Origin of the sequence: Enterobacter sp. BIDMC 30, assembly GCF_000534355.1 — a bacterium.
Lineage (GTDB): Bacteria > Pseudomonadota > Gammaproteobacteria > Enterobacterales > Enterobacteriaceae > Enterobacter > Enterobacter ludwigii.
In genome coordinates, this window is sequence record NZ_KI973169.1 from 3,682,227 (window position 1) to 3,701,345 (window position 19,119).

Here is a 19,119-nt window from a genome sequence, read left to right on the forward strand (position 1 = left end):
ATCTCACACCACCCCACCCGGGAAAGCATTGACCAGGCCTTTCACCTGCTGTGCCGCCGCGTCAGGCGTTTCCGCCCCCGGCACCAGAATGACCTTGCGGCACTCCTCCTCCCGTTTTTCGAAAATCTTGTAGGCGCGTTCCGCATCCGCCAGCGGCAGATAGTGGGTCACAATCTCCTCCGGCGTAAGCAGCCCTTTTTCGATAAGCGGCAGCAACTCGCCCAGCCAGGCGTGGACGTGTGTCTGCCCCATCCTGAAACTCAGCCCTTTATCGAAGGCATCGCCAAACAGGAAGCCGTGAATAAACCCGGCGTAAACGCCAGGGACGCTGACAACGCCGCCGCGCCGGACAGCCGCGATACACTGACGCAACGCTTTGCCGCTGCTGCCTTCAATTTTAAGGTTGCTGAGGATTGTTTCCGTGGTGCTGCCTTTGGCTTCGAACCCGACGGCATCAATCACCGCATCGACACCACGCTGGCCGGCAGTTTGCTCAATGATTTTTTCGGCGGCATCGTTCTCATCATCAAAGTTGACAGGGATTGCGCCGTAGCGCGCCTGAGCGAATCGCAGGCGATACGGGTGGTGGTCAATGACGAAGATCTGTTCCGCCCCGAGCAGTCGCGCGCAGGCAATGGTCAGCAACCCCACCGGCCCGGCGCCGAACACGGCCACGCTCGATCCTTTTTCGATCTGCGCATTTTTTGCCGCCTGCCAGGCGGTGGGTAAAATATCTGACAGGAACAGCGCTTTGTCATCGGACAACAGCGGCGGCACCTTGAACGGCCCAACGTTCCCCTTCGGTACGCGAACATATTCCGCCTGGCCTCCCGGCACGCCGCCGTAGAGATGGCTATAGCCAAACAGCGCGGCCGGCGCGGGAATCTGCTTTTTGTTCAGCGCGGCGCCCTGCCCGGCGTTGGTCGTCTCGCAGGCCGCGTACTGCTGCAGACGGCAGAAGAAACAGTCACCGCAGGCAATCACAAACGGGATAACCACGCGATCGCCCTTCTGTAAATTCTTCACCTCCCTGCCACACTCAACGATTTCCCCCATAAATTCATGACCAAAAATATCGCCGTGTTGCACCTTCGGGATTTTGCCGCGATAGAGATGCAGATCGGACCCGCAAATCGCCGTAGCCGTGACCCGCAGAATAATATCGTCTGGCTGTTCAATGATGGGATCGGGGACATTCTCGACGCGAACATGATGTGGGCCGTGATACGTGAGTGCTTTCATGCAACCTCCGAAAGGATCCAGGACAGTGTATAAAGGGTAGCTACCCCAGAAGACTTGCCCGTGATGACGGATCTTTTGAGATTTTTCCTGGCGAGATCAAAAAGTGGCGCCGCGCTTACAGAAACCATTCATATTTTGTGGTTGAATGAATTCAGCGTTTATAAACAAGGAGAAACGGGTATGTATCAGACAATCATTATGCCGGTTGATGTTTTCGAGATGGAGCTGAGCGACAAGGCCGTACGCCACGCGGAGTTCCTGGCGCAGCAGGACGGGATCATTCATCTTTTACACGTGTTACCGGGTTCCGCCAGCCTGAGTCTGCACCGCTTTGCCGCCGATGTACGTCGCTTCGAAGAGCATCTTCAGCACGAAGCTGAAAATCGTCTACAAACCATGGTCGGGCATTTCAGCATCGACCCTTCACGTATCAAAACTCACGTCAGGTTCGGCAGCGTGCGGGATGCCGTTAATGAACTGGCCAATGAACTGAAAGCAGACGTCGTGGTGATCGGTTCCCGTAATCCTTCCATTACCACCCACCTGCTGGGCTCTAACGCGTCGAGCGTGATCCGCCACACCCACATTCCGGTGATGGTCGTCAGGTAAAAAAAAGAGGCCACCTTTCGGTGGCCTGTTGCAGGTGTAGTCTTGCTTTCTTTTTATGCCGTTTTGGTGCGAATCAGATAATCGAACGAGCTCAGAGACGCTTTCGCCCCTTCACCGGTGGCAATGATGATCTGTTTGTACGGAACCGTGGTGCAGTCCCCTGCCGCGAACACCCCTTTCACGCTGGTTTCGCATTTCGCATCGATAATAATTTCGCCCATGCGGTTGCGCTCAATCGCGCCGTCCAGCCAGGTGGTGTTTGGCAACAGACCAATCTGTACGAAGATCCCCGCCAGCGCCACGCTATGCACGTCACCGCTCACGCGGTCGCGGTATTCCAGACCGGTCACTTTGCTGCCGTCACCTTTCACTTCCGTGGTCTGCGCATTCAGCACGATATCGACGTTTTTCAGGCTACGCACTTTGTCCTGCAGCACCTGGTCCGCTTTCATCTCTGGGGCGAACTCCAGCAGGGTGACGTGTTCAACGATACCCGCCAGGTCAATCGCCGCTTCCACACCGGAGTTACCGCCGCCGATCACCGCCACGCGTTTACCTTTAAACAGCGGGCCGTCGCAGTGCGGGCAGTAGGTGACGCCTTTGGTGCGATACTGATCTTCACCCGGAACGTTCATGTTGCGCCATTTGGCGCCGGTGGCAATAATAATGCTGCGCGCTTTCAGCACCGCGCCGGAGGCGGTTTCAATCTGGTGTAATCCCCCTTCAACCGCGGCCGGAACCAGCTTGCTGGCGCTCTGGCTGTCGATCACATCCACTTCATAATCGCTGACGTGCGCCTTCAGTGCGCCAGCCAGTTTCTGGCCTTCGGTCTTCGGCACAGAGATGTAGTTTTCGATATCCACGGTGTCGAGCACCTGGCCACCGAAGCGTTCGCCCATCAGGCCGGTACGAATGCCTTTACGGGCGGAGTAAACCGCCGCCGCCGCGCCCGCCGGGCCGGAGCCGACAATCAGAACATCATACGCATCACGTTTGTTCAGCGCTTCTGCCGCACGTTTTTCGGCACCCGTGTCCACTTTGGCAACGATTTCGGTCAGCGTCATACGGCCCTGGCCAAACTCCTGACCGTTCATAAAGACCGCCGGAACGCCCATGACGTTACGATCGGTGATTTCGTTCTGGAACGTACCGCCGTCAATCGCCGTGTGCTTAATGCGCGGGTTCAGCACCGACATCAGGTTCAGCGCCTGCACCACGTCCGGGCAGTTATGGCAGGAGAGCGAGTAATAGGTTTCAAACTCAAAATCGCCGTCAATATCGCGGATCTGCTCGAGCAGCGCCTGCGCCTCTTTTGACGGATGACCACCGGTCCACAGCAGTGCCAGCACCAGCGAGGTGAATTCGTGGCCCAGTGGAGAACCGGCAAAACGCGGCCCCTGGTCAGAACCCGGATTGGTGATCAGGAAGGAGGGCTTGCGCACCGCCAGACCGTTATCTTCTTTGAAGGTCACGTTCGGTGACAGTTCGGCGATCTCTGCCAGCAGTTCCTTGATCTCTGCCGATTTAGCGCTGTCGTCCAGCGTGGCAATCAGCTCAACAGGTTTGGTCAGTTTCTCAAGGTAGGCCTTGAGCTGGGTTTTCATATTGGTGTCGAGCATTGTTCTTCCCTCTCTAAAAACGTCATCATGCAAGCTGCCTTATTCGGGCGGCCTGAATGCAACTTGCATCATGGTGCTGGAATAAAATGGGCGCGGGCGCGCCCATTACGACTGTCATTTCCGGAGCCTGTCGCGTCAGAGCAGGCGATGCACTGCGCGAAAGACGGCGGGAAACTTAGATTTTGCCAACCAGGTCTAAAGACGGTGCCAGAGTCGCTTCGCCTTCTTTCCATTTCGCCGGGCAAACTTCACCTGGGTGAGAAGCAACGTACTGTGCCGCTTTCACTTTACGCAGCAGGTCAGAAGCATCACGGCCGATACCTTCAGCGGTAACTTCGATTGCCTGGATAATGCCCTGCGGGTCAACAACGAAGGTAGCACGGTCAGCCAGGCCTTCATCTTCACGCATGTTGTCGAAGTTACGGGTCAGGGCGCCAGTCGGGTCACCGATCATCGCATATTTGATTTTCGCGATGGTTTCAGAGCTGCTGTGCCATGCTTTGTGGGTGAAGTGGGTGTCGGTAGAAACAGAGTAAACGTCTACGCCCAGCTTCTGCAGTTCGTCGTAATGGTCTGCAACGTCACCCAGTTCGGTCGGGCAAACGAAGGTGAAGTCAGCCGGATAGAAGAAGAAGACGCTCCAGCGGCCTTCGGTATCTTTCTCGGTCACTTCGATGAATTCACCGTTTTTGAACGCCTGGTTTTTGAAAGGTTTAATTTTGGTATTAATCAAAGACATCTGTACTTCCTCCGTGTTTTCGTTGAGATGTAAGGTAACCAACTTTCGCCGGGTGGGCTAATGCGTTTGCTTTATCAAATCAATCAGCCATACCTAACAACCCGAACAAGACAACGTGATGAACTGAATTAACGAAAAGCCAAAAGTAAAAAGGCCGCCCTGGTGGGCGGCCCTGATACCTGAACTTTCCACAGGAACTTTCAGTGCCAGCAATTGCTGGCGTTGCGTTGCGCTCTACAAACCTCATATCAAGGCCGTAACAGCGCCTTGATTACAACACCCGCACAGCGCGAGGGCAATGCACATGAGCGCCAATCGTATCTATGGCTGTGATAGGTTTCATCGAACACGGTTTATCGCGCAGGAGTGAAGACGCGCCTGCGAGGATTAATAAAAATGAATGATAATTATTTGTCTATATATAATTGAGACTATTTTAATGCAAACAGCCTCGCAGTTTTAGAGATAAAAATATCTTAATATTCATTGAAGCTCTATTTTATAAATCTGCCATCGTGATATATTAAGTCAACATACAACTCTAATTAAGTAAGTTAATTGCATGGATGGTAAATGATTAACTTCCTTCTATAGTTATCAGTGATGTGTTAACGCAACGCAGTCCACTCAGGATGAAACATGGCTAATCTCTACGATCTAAAAAAATTTGATCTTAATCTGCTGGTAATTTTCGAGTGTATTTATCAGCACTTAAGCATCAGCAAGGCAGCAGAAACGCTTTATATTACGCCCTCGGCGGTCAGCCAGTCGCTGCAAAGGTTGCGTAATCAGCTCAACGATCCCCTGTTCATTCGTTCCGGGAAAGGGATTACGCCCACCACGGTAGGCGTGAACCTGCACCATCATCTTGAGCAAAACCTCAACCAGCTTGAGCAGACGATTAACATCATGCATGGCTCAACGCTAAAAAAGAATTTTGTGGTGTACAGCCCGCAAATTCTGACCACCGAAAACCTGCTGGGTCCGCTTAAATTATTGATGCGAGAGCACAATTACGAGATTGAACTGCATGACATGCTACTCTCTGCTGACTCCGCAGAAGATCTGCTGGCATACCGTAAGGCAGACTTAATTTTCTCAATGGCCCCGGTTAGTAACCGTTCAATGATTTGTGTGCCATATGCATCTTATTCCGTCCTGCTGGTCTGCAGCCAGGATCATCCGCGGATGAAAGAGGTGGCCACCATGGAAGAGCTTCAGGAAGAGAAGTTTACGATATTCCTCAGTGATGAGCCGGGCGTTAAAACCTACCAATCGATGGCAGAAAAAGTGCATGCGGAAAAGACAATCGGTTTTCGCTGTGACTCTGTATTTACTATTATTTCGATGATAAGCGCCTCTCATTTAATTGGTTACGTACCGGAAATTTTATTTGATAAATACAGTGAAGTGCTAAGGCTCAAAAAAATCACTGCACCGTTCACCCTTCCCTCGCTTGACATTTTTATGATTTATAATCGTTCGGCATTGAACAGTACGGCATTCGCGAAATTTATTAACGAAGTAACAGAAAAATAACAGCGACGGGCTGTGTCGCTCACAGCCCGTTTTCTCTGTTAATACATAATCCTGACTTATATTTTATAACGCGCTTTCGCGTTATGTTGACTGATATTACTCTCACTTATTACGGGCAGACCGCCGTTATTCTAACGCGAGAGGGATGACACGCTCAGAGTGTATTCAGCCGCTCCGCCGCCGCGAGAAGCGTCGATTCCTGTTTCGCAAAACAGAGCCGGATCAGCTTATGCGGGAACGGGTCGGCGCAAAATACGGACAGCGGAATGGCAGCAACGCCCACTTCTTTTGTCAGCCACTGGCAAAAACTCACGTCATCCCGATCTGAAATCGCGCTGTAGTCCGCCAGCAGGAAGTAGGTCCCTTCGCAGGGTAAAATCTCCAGACGGCTCTGGCTTAGCGCATTCACAAACAGATCCCGACGCTGACGGTAGAATGCCGGCAGGTCGCAGTAGTGCTCCGGTTCGGCGCGCAGCATATCAGCCAGGGCCAGCTGGGCCGGCGTATTTACGGCAAACGTCAGGTACTGATGCACTTTACGCAGCTCAGCGCTAATGGCCGCGGGAGCCACGCAGTACCCCACCTTCCAGCCGGTCATATGATAGGTTTTACCAAATGACGATACCGCCACGGCACGCTCGCGAAGCTGCGGATGGGCCAGCACGCTGGCATGCCCTTCCTGCGCAAAACAGATGTGCTCATACACTTCATCGCTCAGCACGTAAATTTCACGCCCGGCAATCGCCTGCCACAGCTTTGCGAAATCGGCTTTCTGCCATGCGGTCGCCGACGGGTTGTGTGGGGTATTGATAATAACCAGACGGGTTTTGTCGCTCAGCAAGGCAGCAAACGCCTGCCAGTCCGGACGGAAATGCGGTGGCTGTAGCGCGATACGTTTCACCACGCCGCCGGAGAGTTCAACCGCCGGCGCGTAGCTGTCATAACTCGGGTCAAAGCAGATCACCTCATCACCCGTGCGCACCAGCGCGGTAATTGCGGCATACAACGCTTCGGTCGCCCCTGCTGTCACCGTGATGTCGCTGGTAGCGTCTGGCTTATAGCCATACAGCTCAGCCGTTTTATCTGCAATGGCATCCCGCAGAGCCTGCACGCCCGTCATCGGTGCATACTGGTTCGCCCCCTGCGCAACGTGGTACGCCAGACGTTCCTGCAAATAACGCGGGCCATCAAAATCCGGGAACCCTTGCGAGAGATTAATGGCGTTGTGCTGCTGGGCCAGTGCGCTCATTTGCGTAAAGATGGTGGTACCAAGACTGGGAAGTTTACTCTGAGGAATCAATGCGTTATTGCTCATTGTGTTGTGCCTGCATGTAATACTTATGTTGCTGACACTATAACACGATGTTAGTCTTTGGCAATCAAGACGCTTAGACGTCTAAACAATATGAATATTCCTGACCGAGAGGGAAAAAGGAAGATGACCGACAACCTGCAACTCACACACCTGGTCGACGCCTGCCGCTGGATCGGCGCCAAAGGCTGGGCTCCCGCGACCGGCGGCAACATGTCCGTGCGTCAGGATGCGCATCTGTGCTGGCTCAGTGAATCCGGTAAAGATAAAGGCAGCCTGACCACCGACGATTTTCTGCAGGTGGAGATTGCGACCAACCGTGCACCCTCTGGCCGCACGCCGTCGGCTGAAACCGGGCTTCACACGCTCATCTATCGTCTGTTTCCCGAAGCCAACGCGGTTCTGCACGTCCATACCGTCAATGCCACGGTCTTGTCGCGGCTGGTCAAAGAGCCCGAGCTGAAGATCACCGGCTTTGAGATGCAAAAATCCCTCTCCGGGCAGAGCACGCATCTGGATACGGTCGCCATCCCGGTGTTTGATAACGACCAGGATATCGACGCACTCGCCGTGCGCATTGCCGAATACGCTCAGGCGCACCCGTTTAATTATGGTTTTCTTCTGCGCGGTCATGGCTTAACCTGCTGGGGACGCGATGTGGCCGAGGCCCGCCGTCATCTGGAAGGACTGGAATTCTTATTTGAATGCGAAATGCGTTTACGACACTGGGAGAGAGTATGATTCGCGCGATTGTGACGGATATTGAAGGGACCACCAGCGATATCCGTTTTGTCCATGATGTTTTGTTCCCCTACGCGCGTGAGCGTCTGGCGGCCTTTGTGTCCGCGCAGCAGTACGCCGAGCCGGTCAAATCGATTCTGGACAACCTGCGTGATGAAATTAACCACCCGCACGCCAGCGTAAGCGACCTTATCGACACACTCTTTACGTTTATGGATGAAGACCGCAAGTCAACCGCGTTGAAAGCACTGCAGGGGATCATCTGGCACGACGGCTACGTTAACGGCGATTTTACCGGCCACCTCTACCCGGACGTCCTGCCTGCGCTGGAAAAATGGAAAGCGCAGGGTATTGATCTCTATGTTTATTCCTCAGGCTCCGTCGCGGCGCAGAAACTGTTATTTGGCTACAGCGACGAAGGTGATATTACTCATCTGTTCAGCGGCTATTTTGATACCCACATCGGTGCCAAGCGCGACGTCCAGTCTTACCAGAACATTGCGGCACAAACGGGTATCCCCCCGTCGCAGATCCTGTTCCTGTCGGATATACATCAGGAGCTGGACGCCGCTGAGCAGGCAGGTTTTCGCACCCTGCAGCTGATTCGCGGCGATGATGACGGTGCAAGCCATCACCATCAGGTACACCAGTTCGACGAGATTAACCCGGAGCAGATCCCTTCATGAGCGCATTGACCATTTATTCCGATAAAGACCCCAGTCAACCTCGCTGGCACAGCACCGACGCTGCCGACATCGCCCAACAGCTCAACGCCAGAGGGGTTCGTTTTGAACGCTGGGCCGCAGACCGCGACTTAGGCCGCGATCCTGCCCCCGATGCGGTTATCGCGGCTTATCAGCATGCAATCGACACGTTAGTGGCAGAGAAAGGTTATCAGAGCTGGGATGTCATCAGCCTGCGTGCCGATAACCCTCAAAAAGAGGCACTGCGCGCAAAGTTCCTGAATGAGCATACCCACGGGGAAGATGAAGTGCGTTTCTTTGTTGAGGGTGCGGGGCTGTTTTGCCTGCACATTGGCGACGAGGTGTGTCAGGTATTGTGTGAGAAAAACGACCTGATTTCCGTGCCTGCCGGAACGCCGCACTGGTTTGATATGGGCTCAGAGCCGAACTTTACCGCCATTCGTATTTTTGATAACCCCGAGGGGTGGATTGCGCAGTTCACCGGCGATGCGATTGCGGATGCGTATCCGCGTCTGGCATGATTTTTCCCCTCTCCCTCCAGGGAGAGGGGGCGAAAAAACGTCAGTGTTTCAATCCCTTCGTATACGCCACCAGCTGGTCCAGCACAATGCCCCACCCTTCGTGGAAGCCCATCTGTTCATGCTGCTCGCGGATTTCCGCCGTTGGATGGCGAGCAATGGCGGTATAACGCGTTTTGCCCTCCCCCACATCATCCAGCAGTAGAATGGCCGTCATAAACGGCTTTTCGGCGGGCTTCCAGCCTTCCGTATAACCGTCGGTAAAGACCAGCTTCCTGCCGGGATCGATTTCGAGAAACACACCCCGGTTATCCATCCGTTGCCCGTCTACCTCAAACACCGTGTTAAACCGCCCGCCAACGCGCAGGTCAAGATCACACTCGGTCACTTTGTGCGGAACCGGAATGAAGAAGTTTTTGATGTGCTCGGGTGTCGTCCAGCAAAGCCACAGCAGATCGCGCGGGGCATCCACCACGCGTTCCAGTTTTAAGTCTGTATCAGGATCAAGCGTCACGTGACTGTCCTCCTAAAGGGAACCCCTTAAAGGATAGTCGTCCTCAGGCGAATTTCCCTTTTGCCACCTCTTCCGGCGTGACGATGCCCGTATCCAGCACCCAACCGCTTATCAATGCCGCTGGCGTGACGTCAAAGGCCGGGTTGTAGACCTGCGCGTTTTCAGGAGCCCACTGCACCGCGCCAAAGCTCCCGGCCACGCCCGTCACTTCGCTGGCCGCACGTTGTTCAATGGGGATTGCCTCACCGTTCGGGCACGCCGGGTCAAGCGTGGTATGCGGGGCGGCGACATAGAACGGAATACCGTGGAACGTTGCCAGAACCGCCAGAGAATAGGTGCCAATTTTATTCGCCACGTCGCCGTTAGCCGCAATACGGTCTGCGCCCACCCACACCGCGTCAACCAGCCCTTTTGCCATCAGGCTGGCGGCCATGGAATCGGCGATCAGCTGGTACGGCACGCCCAGTTCGCCGAGTTCCCATGCGGTCAGTCTTCCACCCTGCAACAGGGGGCGGGTTTCATCCACCCAGACAGAGCTGACGCGTCCTTCCTGATGCGCGCGGGCAATCACGCCGAGCGCGGTGCCAACCCCTGCCGTCGCCAGCCCGCCGGTATTGCAGTGGGTCAACAGACGGCTGCCGGGTTTCACCAGCGTACTGCCGGCATTCGCGATGGCCTCGCACAGCTGCTTGTCTTCATCAATCAGACGCAGCGCTTCCGCCACCAGCGCAGGCACAAAATCCTCCTGCCAGAGAGCCAGCTTCATGCGGTCGAGGTTGTTCATCAGGTTCACCGCCGTCGGGCGGGATGCCCGCAGGGTCTCCAGGGCCACAGCCAGTTCATCACGGCTTTTGCCGTTTTCCGCCAGAAGGGCCAGCAGCAGGCTTGCAGAGAGACCAATCAACGGTGCCCCGCGTACGCGCAGGGCGTGAATATGGCCGACCAGCGCCTCTACCGTCGAGGCGTCAAGCCAGCGTTTCTCCTGAGGAAGCGCCTGCTGATCGAGAATAAATAACTGATTCTCCGCCACTCGCAGGCTGGTCGTCTGTAATGTCTGCATGTCGTTAATTCCCTGTTGCGTTGTTGTAGCACATTGTGTCAGGATGAAATCCAGATGTATAGACGTCTAAATGTCTTTATTAGCAAAACCAGTGAGGAACAGGCAATGTCGCAATACCGTACCTTTACCGCCCAGGATGCCGTGGAGTATGCAAAGCAGTTCGGCGGCCTTGATGATCCCTCATCGCTGGTGGAGGCGCAGGAAGTGGGCGACGGTAACCTCAATCTGGTGTTCAAAATTTACGATACCGAGGGCGTAAGCCGCATCGTTGTTAAGCAGGCGCTGCCGTATGTGCGCTGCGTCGGCGAATCCTGGCCACTGACCCTGGATCGCGCCCGCCTGGAGGCGCAAACGCTGGTCGAACACTACCAGCACAGCCCGCAGCACACGGTGAAAATCCACCACTTCGACCCCGAACTGGCGGTGATGGTGATGGAAGATCTCTCCAGCCATGCCATCTGGCGCGGGGAGCTGATCAAAAACACCTACTACCCGCAGGCGGCGCGTCAGCTGGGTGAATACCTCGCGCACACGCTGTTCCATACCAGCGACTTTTACCTGCACCCGCATGAAAAGAAAGCGCAGGTCGCGAAATTCCTTAATCCGGAGATGTGCGAGATCACCGAAGATCTGTTCTTCAACGATCCGTACCAGGTCCACGAACGTAACAACTACCCTGCTGAACTGGAAAAAGACGTTGCCGCCCTGCGCGATGACGCTCAGTTAAAAATTGCCGTGGCCTCGCTGAAGCACCGCTTCTTCTCACACGCTGAAGCCCTGCTGCATGGCGATATTCACAGCGGCTCGATTTTCGTGGCAGACGGCAGTCTGAAAGCCATCGACGCAGAGTTCGGCTACTTCGGTCCCATCGGTTTTGACGTCGGCACCGCCATCGGCAACCTGCTGCTCAATTTCTGCGGCCTGCCGGGGCATCTCGGTATTCGCGATGCCGCTGCGGCCCGTGAACAGCGTCTGACCGACATTCAGACGCTGTGGAACACCTTCGCGGAGCGCTTCCAGATCCTGGCCAGTGAGAAAACGCGCGATGCGGCACTTGCTGCCCCGGGCTACGCCTCTGAATTCCTGAAAAAGGTGTGGAAAGACGCGATCGGATTCTGCGGCACGGAGCTGATTCGCCGCAGTGTCGGACTGTCGCACGTGGCGGATATCGAGACCATTCAGGATGAAGCAATGCGCCACGAATGCCTGCGCCACGCGATTACGCTTGGCAAGGCGCTGATTGTGATTGCCGACCGTATCGACACCGCTGAAGATCTGGTGGCGCGGGTGCGTCAGTACAGTTAAACGCCTCGGCCCTCTCCCGATGAAGAGGGCCGTCAGAAAGACACCAGCGCGCCGTTACCCCAGATACTCAATCACCGACAATCCGCCGTTATAATCCGTGCTGTAGATAATGCCCTGCGCATCGACAAACACATCGCATGACTGGATCACCTGCGGTCGATTCGGCCGCGTATCCATCATCCTCTCAGGCGCCGCCGGCACCAGCGCACCGGTTTCAACCGGACGGTAAGGATTGGAAATATCAAACGCGCGCACGCCCGCATTCTGCCAGGTCGCAAAAATCAGCGTTGAGCTGACAAAGCTTCCCGGCCGGTTCTCGTGCAGGTTGTGTGGACCAAAATGCGCCCCTTTCGCCACATAATCCCGCTCCTGCGGCTGCGGGAATGTGGAAATACTTACCGGGTTCGACGGCTCGCGAATATCAAACAGCCAGATGAACTTCTCACCGTCCTCCTGGTTATCCAGCACCGCTTCATCCAGCACCACCAGCAGGTCACGATCCGGCAATGGCAGCGCGGTGTGCGTGCCACCTCCAAACGGCGGGCTCCAGTTGCGATGGCTAATCAGCTTCGGCTGCGTGCGATCCTTCACGTCCAGCAGCGTCAGTCCCCCGTCGCGCCAGCACCCGTAAGCGGTATCCCCGGCAATAATCGCGTGGTGCAGCGCGTAGCGTTTACCTTCCGGCCAATTGGGTTGCTCACCGTCGGCCTGGTTCATCCCCGGCAGCCACCAGCGCCCGGCGACCTCAGGCTTTTGCGGGTCGGCCAGATCGATCGTCAGGAAAATATAGTCGGTAAAGCCGTCGATCAGCGCCGAAACATACGCCCAGCGCCCACCGACGTACCAGATACGGTGAATGCCGATGCCGCTCAGGGATAAAAAGCCGATCTCACGCGGTTTGTCAGGGGTGGAGATATCAAACACCCGCAACCCTGCGCTCCAGCCTTTGTCCTGCACGTCGCGTACGGTTTCACCTACCTGACGGGTGTAGTAGACCTTTTCGTCAGCGAAACGGGCATCCGCGAACAAGTCTCGCGCATTAATGACCAGCAGGAGATCGTCGTGCGCCTGAAGATGAACGTTCCAGGTGCCGGGCGGCGCGGGCATATAGCCTGCCGGCTTGGGATGTTTCGGGTCACGCACGTCCACAATAGAAAAGCCCTGTGAGACCATATGCCCGATGTACGCGAAACCGCGATGCACCATCAGCTGCACGCCGTCCGGGCGACCGCCCTGGTCGCTATGGCCAATCAGCCGCATATTGCGGCTGTATTCAGGCGTGGGAAGCACACTCATTGATGTTTCGCTTCAAGCGTCGCAAACCACGGGGCGATAAAATCTTCGGTCTGACCCCAGCCTGGAATGATTTTCCCCAGCGACGCCACGTTCACCGCGCCTGGCTGGGCGGTCAGCAGCGCCTGCGGGATCGCCGCCGCTTTGAAATCATACGTGGCGGGTGTGGTTTCACCGGCAATCTTGTTGGCAATCAGACGTACGTTGGTTGCACCAATCAGCTTCGGATCCACCGCCACGCTCACTTTCCACGGGCTGCCTGGCTCGCGCATCAGCTGAAGATCCTGGTTTGAGATATCGATGCTGTAGAGTTTGATTTCGGTGCGGCCGTTCTCTTTCAGGGCTTTGTAGGCCCCCTGGCTGAAGGCATCCCAGGTTCCCCAGATGGCGTCAATTTTGCCTTTCGGGTATTTCGCCAGAATAGCGCCCACTTTATTCGCGGTATCTCCCTGCACGTCAGACGAAACGGCACCGATAGACTCCAGCTCTTTAATGTCCGGATACTGCTTCTGCAGCGCTTTATAGGCTGCCTGACGACGTTCCATCGGCGGGAAACCGGCAACCCACAGCTTCACGATGTTGGCTTTACCGTTGAAATCTTTCGCCAGCTGGCCGAAAGAGAGATGGGTCAGGGAAGCATCATCCTGCTGGGTCACTGTCACCCCAGGAATGTCGCCCTGAACGGCGGTATCAAATACCGACACTTTAATGCCGGCATCGACGGCTTTTTTCACCAGCGCGGTCGCATAGGGGTCGCGCCCCTGAGAGAGGATAATCCCGTCATATTTCTGGCTGATCGCCTGATTGACGAAGTCCTGGAATTTGGCATCGTCGCCATTGCTCAAAAAGGTGCTGACCTTAAAGCCGAGCTTTTTGCCTTCCTGAATGGCACCGGCGACAAACTGCGTGGTGTTGTCGTCAGAGCCGAGGTTACGGATCACCGCAATGCGGATGGGGCCATCATGATTTGCAATGGCGGGCGGAAGCGGTGCGGGGGTTGCCGCAAAGCCTGGCAGCGACGTCAGTAACCCTAATGCCACCAGAGAGAGGGTGATTTTTTTCATTCTGTTTTCCCGTTGTGTTGTGATCAATCGTTAGCGTTTTTGTATGTAGGTAATCGCCAGCGCCACGGCGAGCACCAGCCCTTTTATAATGTCCATCGCGTAATAGGGTACGGAAAGCATCACCAGACCGTTCGACAGCACGCCAAGAATGACTGCCCCGACGAGCGTACCCAGCGCGTTCGGTTTTCCGGACCCCGCGAGCGAGAAGCCAATCCACGCCGCCGCAACCGCATCCATCAGATAGCCGCCGCCCGCATTCACCTGTGACGATCCAATCCGCGAGGCCAGTAAAATGCCGCCTAATCCGGCGAGCAGAGAGGCAATCACGTAGGCCGCCACCTTGTAGCGCGTGGTGCGAATACCGGAGAGACGTGCCGCCTCCGGATTACCGCCGATGGCATACATGCGTCGTCCGTGGGTGGTCAGTGACAGCCCCAGCTGTGCGAGGATCGTTACCACCAGCATGATGATCACGATAGTCGGCACCTGTCCCAGCAGGCTGAATGCCGCCGGAATGGTCCCTTCAGCCATGTCGCCGCTCGGCAGCACCATGTTTTCGGTAATTGACCCGCCGTAGCTGTAGGTCATCGCCACGCCCTGGATAACAAACAGGCTGGCAAGCGTGGCAAGCATGTCCGGGATCCGCAGGATGACAATCAGAAACGCGTTAAACAGGCCAACCAGAGTACAAAGCGCCAGGGTAATCAGTATCGATTCGGTGGTGCCGAAGCCGTACCAGACGAACAGTGACACCACCAGCGCGTTAGCCAGCGATGCCGTTGAACCAACCGACAGGTCAAACCCGCCGATGGTCAGCGAAATTGATACCCCGATAGCAATCACCGTCACGATGGCAATGGAGCGCAGGATATTGATAATGTTGTTCGGATCGAGGAAGTTGTCCGACGCCAGGCCAAAGATGGCCACCAGCGCCACCACGGTCAGCAACATGCCCCACTTGTAGAGAAAATCAAAAATTTGCTGACGACCAGACGCTGCCGCCGTCACTGAAAGGGCCTTGCTCACGACGCCGTTCCTCCGGTTGAATAATAAAGTAGTGTCTCTTCGTGGGCCTCGGCCCCGGCGATTTCCGCCACGATACGTCCGTCCCACAGCACGCAAATGCGATCGCACAGCCCCACCAGTTCAGCGAATTCACCGGAGGCGTAAATCACCCCTTTGCCCTCGCGCGCCAGGCCGTCAATTAACTGGAACAGATCGGTTTTCGCTTTGACATCGACGCCTTTGGTCGGCTCATCGAAAATCAACACGCTGGCGTCGTTGCGCAGCCACTTGCCGATGGCAATCTTCTGCTGGTTGCCCCCCGACAGACGACGCAGCACCTGCCCCGGCCCACGCGCACGCACGCCGACGCGGGCAATCACCTCTTCCGCCCAGCGCCACGCCTGACGGTGACCGAACAGGCTCCAGCGCGAGAAGCTGTTATCCGCGGTGACCGCCAGGTTCATGCTCACCGGTTCATCAATAAAAATGCCCTCTTTACGCCGCTCCTCCGGTACCAGCGCCAGACCACGCAATACCGAATCCGCCGGATCGCGCGGCTGCCAGGGCTGATGATTTAGCTCACCGCGCGCTACACGGCTTTTGCTGGCCCCAAACAGCGCCTTGCAGAGTTCCGTTTTGCCCGCTCCCGCCAGCCCGGCAATGCCCAGAATTTCGCCTTTTCGCAGGTGCAGGGAGATATCTTTCAACAGCGCGTCATCGTGCAGCCCTTCCACGCGCAGCAACGTCTCGTCACTGTGCGCAGGACGGGCCGGCGGATAGATATCGTTAAGCTCATGGCCAAGCATCTTCTCAACGATTGCGTCACCGCTGAGGTTCGCCATCGGGCCGGATTCAATCAGCTTGCCGTCGCGCAGCACGGTTAAGGTGTCGCAAATAGCGTTCAGTTCGTGAATACGGTGAGAGATAAACACCACGCCAATCCCCTGCTTTTGCAGACGTCTCACTACGGCGAAAAGCCGTTCGCTTTCATGGCTATCCAGCGGCGCGGTCGGTTCATCCAGAATCAGAAAACGGCAGTGGTGTGAGAGCGCCCGCGCCAGCAAAATCTGCTGCTTTTCTGCCAGCGTGCAGGTGTCGACGATGCGTCGCACATCCAAAGCGATACCCAGCTGCGCCAGCGCCTGTTTCGCCTGCTGGCGGATTGCGCGCCAGCGATAGCGATGCCCCGGCAGTGCGAGCTGATCGAGCATGATGTTTTCGGCAATGCTCAGCCCTGGTATCAGCGCGACGTCCACTTCCTGCTGCACCAGGTGGATACCCAGCCGTTTGGCATCAAGCGGCTCGCGGATCGTCACCGGCTGGTTATTAATGCAGATCTCACCTTCGTAGCGATCGTAAGTGCCGCAGAGCACCGCCATCAGCGTCGATTTCCCCGCGCCGTTTGCGCCGGTCAGCGCATGCACGGAGCCGCCCATTAACGTCAAATCCACGCGCGACAACGCCTGAAAGCCGGAAAAGGCCAGGCTGATACCGCGCATCTCAAGGCGACTGGAAACCATCCGCGTTAAATCCTTCTTTCATATTGTGATTTATCGAATTTTTCACAGCTCCGGTTGACTGACAACGACGGAAAAGGCATAAGATAAAGCGAAATATTATTAGCCATCCGGATGTCCAGACATAACATCGGGTTAGCGCTTGCTAAAAAAAGGACAACACATGAGCAACACCGATATCCGCGTCGTGCCAGGCCCGGCGAACTATTTCTCGCATCCGGGAAGCCTTGCGCACCTGAATGAATTCTTTACGCCGGAACAGCTCTCCCGCGCGGTGTGGATTTATGGCGAACGCGCCATTGAAGGCGCGCGCCCTTTCCTGCCGGAAAGCTTTCACACACCGGGGGCGAAACATCTGCGCTTTAAAGGGCACTGCAGCGAACGTGACGTGACCGATCTGGTGACGGCGTCTGGCAATAACGCCAGCGTGGTGATTGGTGTCGGCGGTGGCGCACTGCTTGATACCGCCAAAGCGGTGGCGCGCCGTCTCGGCGTGCCGGTGGTGGCTATTCCCACCATCGCCGCCACCTGCGCCGCCTGGACGCCGCTCTCCGTCTGGTATAACGATGCCGGTCAGGCGCTGCAGTTTGAGGTGTTCGACGATGCTAACTTCCTGGTGCTGGTGGAACCGCACATTATCCTCAATGCCCCAGCGGAGTACCTGCTGGCAGGCATCGGCGATACGCTGGCGAAGTGGTATGAAGCGGTGGTCCTGGCCCCTCAACCCGAACACCTGCCCCTGACCGTACGTCTGGGGATCAACGGCGCGCTGGCGATCCGCGACGTGCTGCTTTCCCGTAGCGAAGAGGCGCTGGCCGACCAGCAGCGTGGCGAAGCGACGCAGGCGTTCAGGGACGTTGTGGATGCCATTATTGCCGGGGGCGGAATGGTGGGCGGTCTGGGCGAGCGCTATACCCGCGTGGCGGCCGCGCATGCGGTGCACAACGGTTTAACCGTTTTGCCGCAAACGGAAAAATACCTGCACGGTACCAAAGTGGCCTACGGCATCCTGGTGCAAAGTGCGCTGCTCGGCCAGGATGAGGTGCTGGCCGAGCTGGTGGCGGCCTATCAGCGCTTTACCCTGCCCACCACGCTTCGCGAACTGGAGGTGGATATCAACAACCGCGACGAGCTGGACAAGGTCATTGCCCATACGCTGCGCCCGGTGGAATCTATCCACTATTTGCCGGTCGCGCTCACCCCTGAGGTTCTGCGCGCCGCGTTTGAGAAAGTGGAATCCTTCAGCCATTAATCGTTCCGACCGACTATACCTAATGATGATTCTCATCACTCTCGCAACGAGGTCATCATGCAGATCGATTTAACAGGTAAGAAGGCGCTGGTTACCGGCGCCAGCCGTGGGTTGGGTCGTGCCATCGCACTTTCACTGGCACGCGCCGGTGCCGATGTGGTTATTACGTATGAAAAATCCGCCGACAAAGCCCAGGCGGTCGCCGAAGAGATAAAGGCGCTTGGGCGCCACAGCGAGGCGATTCAGGCCGACAGCGCCAGCGCACAGGCCATTCAGGATGCGGTTACCCATGCGGCACGCTCCCTGGGCGGGCTGGATATTCTGGTCAACAACGCCGGGATCGCACGCGGCGGTCCGCTGGAGTCCATGACGCTGGCGGATATTGACGCCCTGATTAACGTCAATATCCGGGGCGTGGTGATCGCCATTCAGGAAGCGCTGGTGCATATGTCTGACGGCGGGCGCATTATCAACATCGGCAGTTGTCTGGCAAACCGTGTGGCGATGCCCGGTATTGCCGTCTATTCGATGACCAAATCTGCACTCAACTCCCTTACCCGGGGTCTGGCTCGCGATCTCGGCCCGCGCGGCATTACCGTGAACCTTGTGCATCCTGGCCCGACAAACAGCGATATGAACCCGGAGGATGGAGAACAGGCTGAATCTCAGCGCCAGATGATTGCGGTGGGACATTACGGCCAGCCGGAAGACATCGCCGCCGCGGTCACCTTCCTGGCGAGTCCTGCCGCCGGACAAATATCCGGCACGGGACTGGATGTCGATGGCGGGTTAAACGCCTGATCGCATATTGAATGTAAACAAAAGCAGATCAGCCTTTGTTTACCGAAAGAGGGTTAACAGCACTTCGCGCCGCCCTTGCCGCCGTAGCGGGCGTCCTGGCGGTCGCGGAAGAAAGCTTCATAGGTCATTGGCGTCTGGTCAGGGTGGTTGACGCGCATATGCTCGACGTAGTTGTCGTAATCCGGAACGCCGATCATCATTTTGGCGGCCTGGCCCAGGTATTTTCCTGCTTTGGAGAGGGTGTCGAACATAGTGGATATCTCGTCTTTTATCCCCTCTCCCCGG

The 19,119-nt window shown here is 56.3% G+C and carries 19 protein-coding genes; 8 read left to right on the plus strand and 11 right to left on the minus strand.

Annotated elements, in window-relative coordinates:
- Nucleotides 1-3: 3 nt before the first annotated feature.
- Entirely contained in the window at nt 4-1,242 is a 1,239-nt protein-coding gene (locus L466_RS05015) for a zinc-dependent alcohol dehydrogenase (RefSeq protein WP_032681428.1), read from the minus strand.
- Nucleotides 1,243-1,422: 180 nt separating this feature from the next.
- Here L466_RS05015 and uspG point away from each other — a divergent pair, with 180 nt between their 5' ends.
- A complete protein-coding gene (gene uspG, locus L466_RS05010) occupies nt 1,423-1,851 on the plus strand; it encodes a universal stress protein UspG (RefSeq protein ID WP_020885008.1) in 429 nt (142 codons plus the stop codon).
- Nucleotides 1,852-1,904: 53 nt separating this feature from the next.
- Here the strand turns inward: uspG and ahpF are convergent, their stop codons facing one another.
- Nucleotides 1,905-3,470, minus strand: a complete 1,566-nt coding sequence (gene ahpF / locus L466_RS05005) for an alkyl hydroperoxide reductase subunit F (RefSeq protein ID WP_032681429.1) — start codon at nt 3,468-3,470, stop codon at nt 1,905-1,907.
- 175 nt (nt 3,471-3,645) lie between these two features.
- Nucleotides 3,646-4,209, minus strand: coding sequence for an alkyl hydroperoxide reductase subunit C (gene ahpC, locus L466_RS05000; protein WP_008501015.1), 564 nt, complete (start codon nt 4,207-4,209; stop codon nt 3,646-3,648).
- 639 nt (nt 4,210-4,848) lie between these two features.
- Between ahpC and L466_RS04995 the strand changes: the two genes are divergently transcribed.
- Nucleotides 4,849-5,748: a DNA-binding transcriptional repressor CitR gene (locus L466_RS04995; RefSeq protein ID WP_032677673.1), complete on the plus strand. Its 900-nt coding sequence runs from the start codon at nt 4,849-4,851 to the stop codon at nt 5,746-5,748.
- 154 nt (nt 5,749-5,902) lie between these two features.
- Here L466_RS04995 and L466_RS04990 read toward each other — a convergent pair whose 3' ends face one another.
- Nucleotides 5,903-7,063 (minus strand): pyridoxal phosphate-dependent aminotransferase, encoded by a 1,161-nt coding sequence (locus tag L466_RS04990; RefSeq protein WP_032681430.1) that lies wholly within the window; start codon nt 7,061-7,063, stop codon nt 5,903-5,905.
- A 123-nt stretch (nt 7,064-7,186) separates the two neighbouring features.
- On the opposite strand from L466_RS04990, the gene L466_RS04985 reads away from it, so the two are divergent.
- The 3 genes from L466_RS04985 to L466_RS04975 are packed head-to-tail and all read left to right on the plus strand — an operon-like array spanning nt 7,187 to nt 9,026.
- Nucleotides 7,187-7,801 (plus strand): methylthioribulose 1-phosphate dehydratase, encoded by a 615-nt coding sequence (locus L466_RS04985; protein ID WP_020885012.1) that lies wholly within the window; start codon nt 7,187-7,189, stop codon nt 7,799-7,801.
- Nucleotides 7,798-8,487: an acireductone synthase gene (gene mtnC / locus L466_RS04980; RefSeq protein WP_032681431.1), complete on the plus strand. Its 690-nt coding sequence runs from the start codon at nt 7,798-7,800 to the stop codon at nt 8,485-8,487. Before L466_RS04985 ends, mtnC begins: the two co-directional genes overlap by 4 nt.
- Nucleotides 8,484-9,026, plus strand: a complete 543-nt coding sequence (locus L466_RS04975; RefSeq protein ID WP_014169089.1) for a 1,2-dihydroxy-3-keto-5-methylthiopentene dioxygenase — start codon at nt 8,484-8,486, stop codon at nt 9,024-9,026. The genes mtnC and L466_RS04975 overlap by 4 nt, the downstream gene beginning before the upstream one ends.
- Before the next feature lie 40 nt (nt 9,027-9,066).
- Here the strand turns inward: L466_RS04975 and L466_RS04970 are convergent, their stop codons facing one another.
- Nucleotides 9,067-9,537 (minus strand): SRPBCC family protein, encoded by a 471-nt coding sequence (locus L466_RS04970; RefSeq protein ID WP_014169088.1) that lies wholly within the window; start codon nt 9,535-9,537, stop codon nt 9,067-9,069.
- A 43-nt stretch (nt 9,538-9,580) separates the two neighbouring features.
- Nucleotides 9,581-10,597 carry an S-methyl-5-thioribose-1-phosphate isomerase gene (gene mtnA / locus L466_RS04965; RefSeq protein WP_025204686.1) on the minus strand — a complete coding sequence of 339 codons (1,017 nt, stop codon included), beginning with the start codon at nt 10,595-10,597 and terminating at the stop codon, nt 9,581-9,583.
- 105 nt (nt 10,598-10,702) lie between these two features.
- Here mtnA and mtnK point away from each other — a divergent pair, with 105 nt between their 5' ends.
- A complete protein-coding gene (gene mtnK, locus L466_RS04960) occupies nt 10,703-11,902 on the plus strand; it encodes an S-methyl-5-thioribose kinase (RefSeq protein WP_032681432.1) in 1,200 nt (399 codons plus the stop codon).
- A gap of 54 nt (nt 11,903-11,956) precedes the next feature.
- Here the strand turns inward: mtnK and L466_RS04955 are convergent, their stop codons facing one another.
- From L466_RS04955 to L466_RS04940, 4 genes are read right to left on the minus strand one after another with little or no spacing between them, the layout of a single operon-like run.
- Nucleotides 11,957-13,198, minus strand: a complete 1,242-nt coding sequence (locus L466_RS04955) for an LVIVD repeat-containing protein (RefSeq protein WP_032681433.1) — start codon at nt 13,196-13,198, stop codon at nt 11,957-11,959.
- On the minus strand, nt 13,195-14,259 hold the full coding sequence (locus L466_RS04950; RefSeq protein ID WP_032681435.1) for a sugar ABC transporter substrate-binding protein: 1,065 nt from the start codon (nt 14,257-14,259) through the stop codon (nt 13,195-13,197). The genes L466_RS04955 and L466_RS04950 overlap by 4 nt, the downstream gene beginning before the upstream one ends.
- Before the next feature lie 30 nt (nt 14,260-14,289).
- Entirely contained in the window at nt 14,290-15,285 is a 996-nt protein-coding gene (locus tag L466_RS04945) for an ABC transporter permease (RefSeq protein ID WP_025204689.1), read from the minus strand.
- Nucleotides 15,282-16,784 (minus strand): sugar ABC transporter ATP-binding protein, encoded by a 1,503-nt coding sequence (locus L466_RS04940; protein ID WP_032681436.1) that lies wholly within the window; start codon nt 16,782-16,784, stop codon nt 15,282-15,284. The genes L466_RS04945 and L466_RS04940 overlap by 4 nt, the downstream gene beginning before the upstream one ends.
- A 160-nt stretch (nt 16,785-16,944) precedes the next feature.
- Between L466_RS04940 and L466_RS04935 the strand changes: the two genes are divergently transcribed.
- Nucleotides 16,945-18,033 carry an oxidoreductase gene (locus L466_RS04935; RefSeq protein WP_032681437.1) on the plus strand — a complete coding sequence of 363 codons (1,089 nt, stop codon included), beginning with the start codon at nt 16,945-16,947 and terminating at the stop codon, nt 18,031-18,033.
- 57 nt (nt 18,034-18,090) lie between these two features.
- Nucleotides 18,091-18,834, plus strand: coding sequence for an SDR family NAD(P)-dependent oxidoreductase (locus L466_RS04930; protein ID WP_032681438.1), 744 nt, complete (start codon nt 18,091-18,093; stop codon nt 18,832-18,834).
- 53 nt (nt 18,835-18,887) lie between these two features.
- Here L466_RS04930 and L466_RS04925 read toward each other — a convergent pair whose 3' ends face one another.
- Nucleotides 18,888-19,085: a YbdD/YjiX family protein gene (locus L466_RS04925; protein ID WP_014169079.1), complete on the minus strand. Its 198-nt coding sequence runs from the start codon at nt 19,083-19,085 to the stop codon at nt 18,888-18,890.
- Nucleotides 19,086-19,119: the final 34 nt, after the last annotated feature.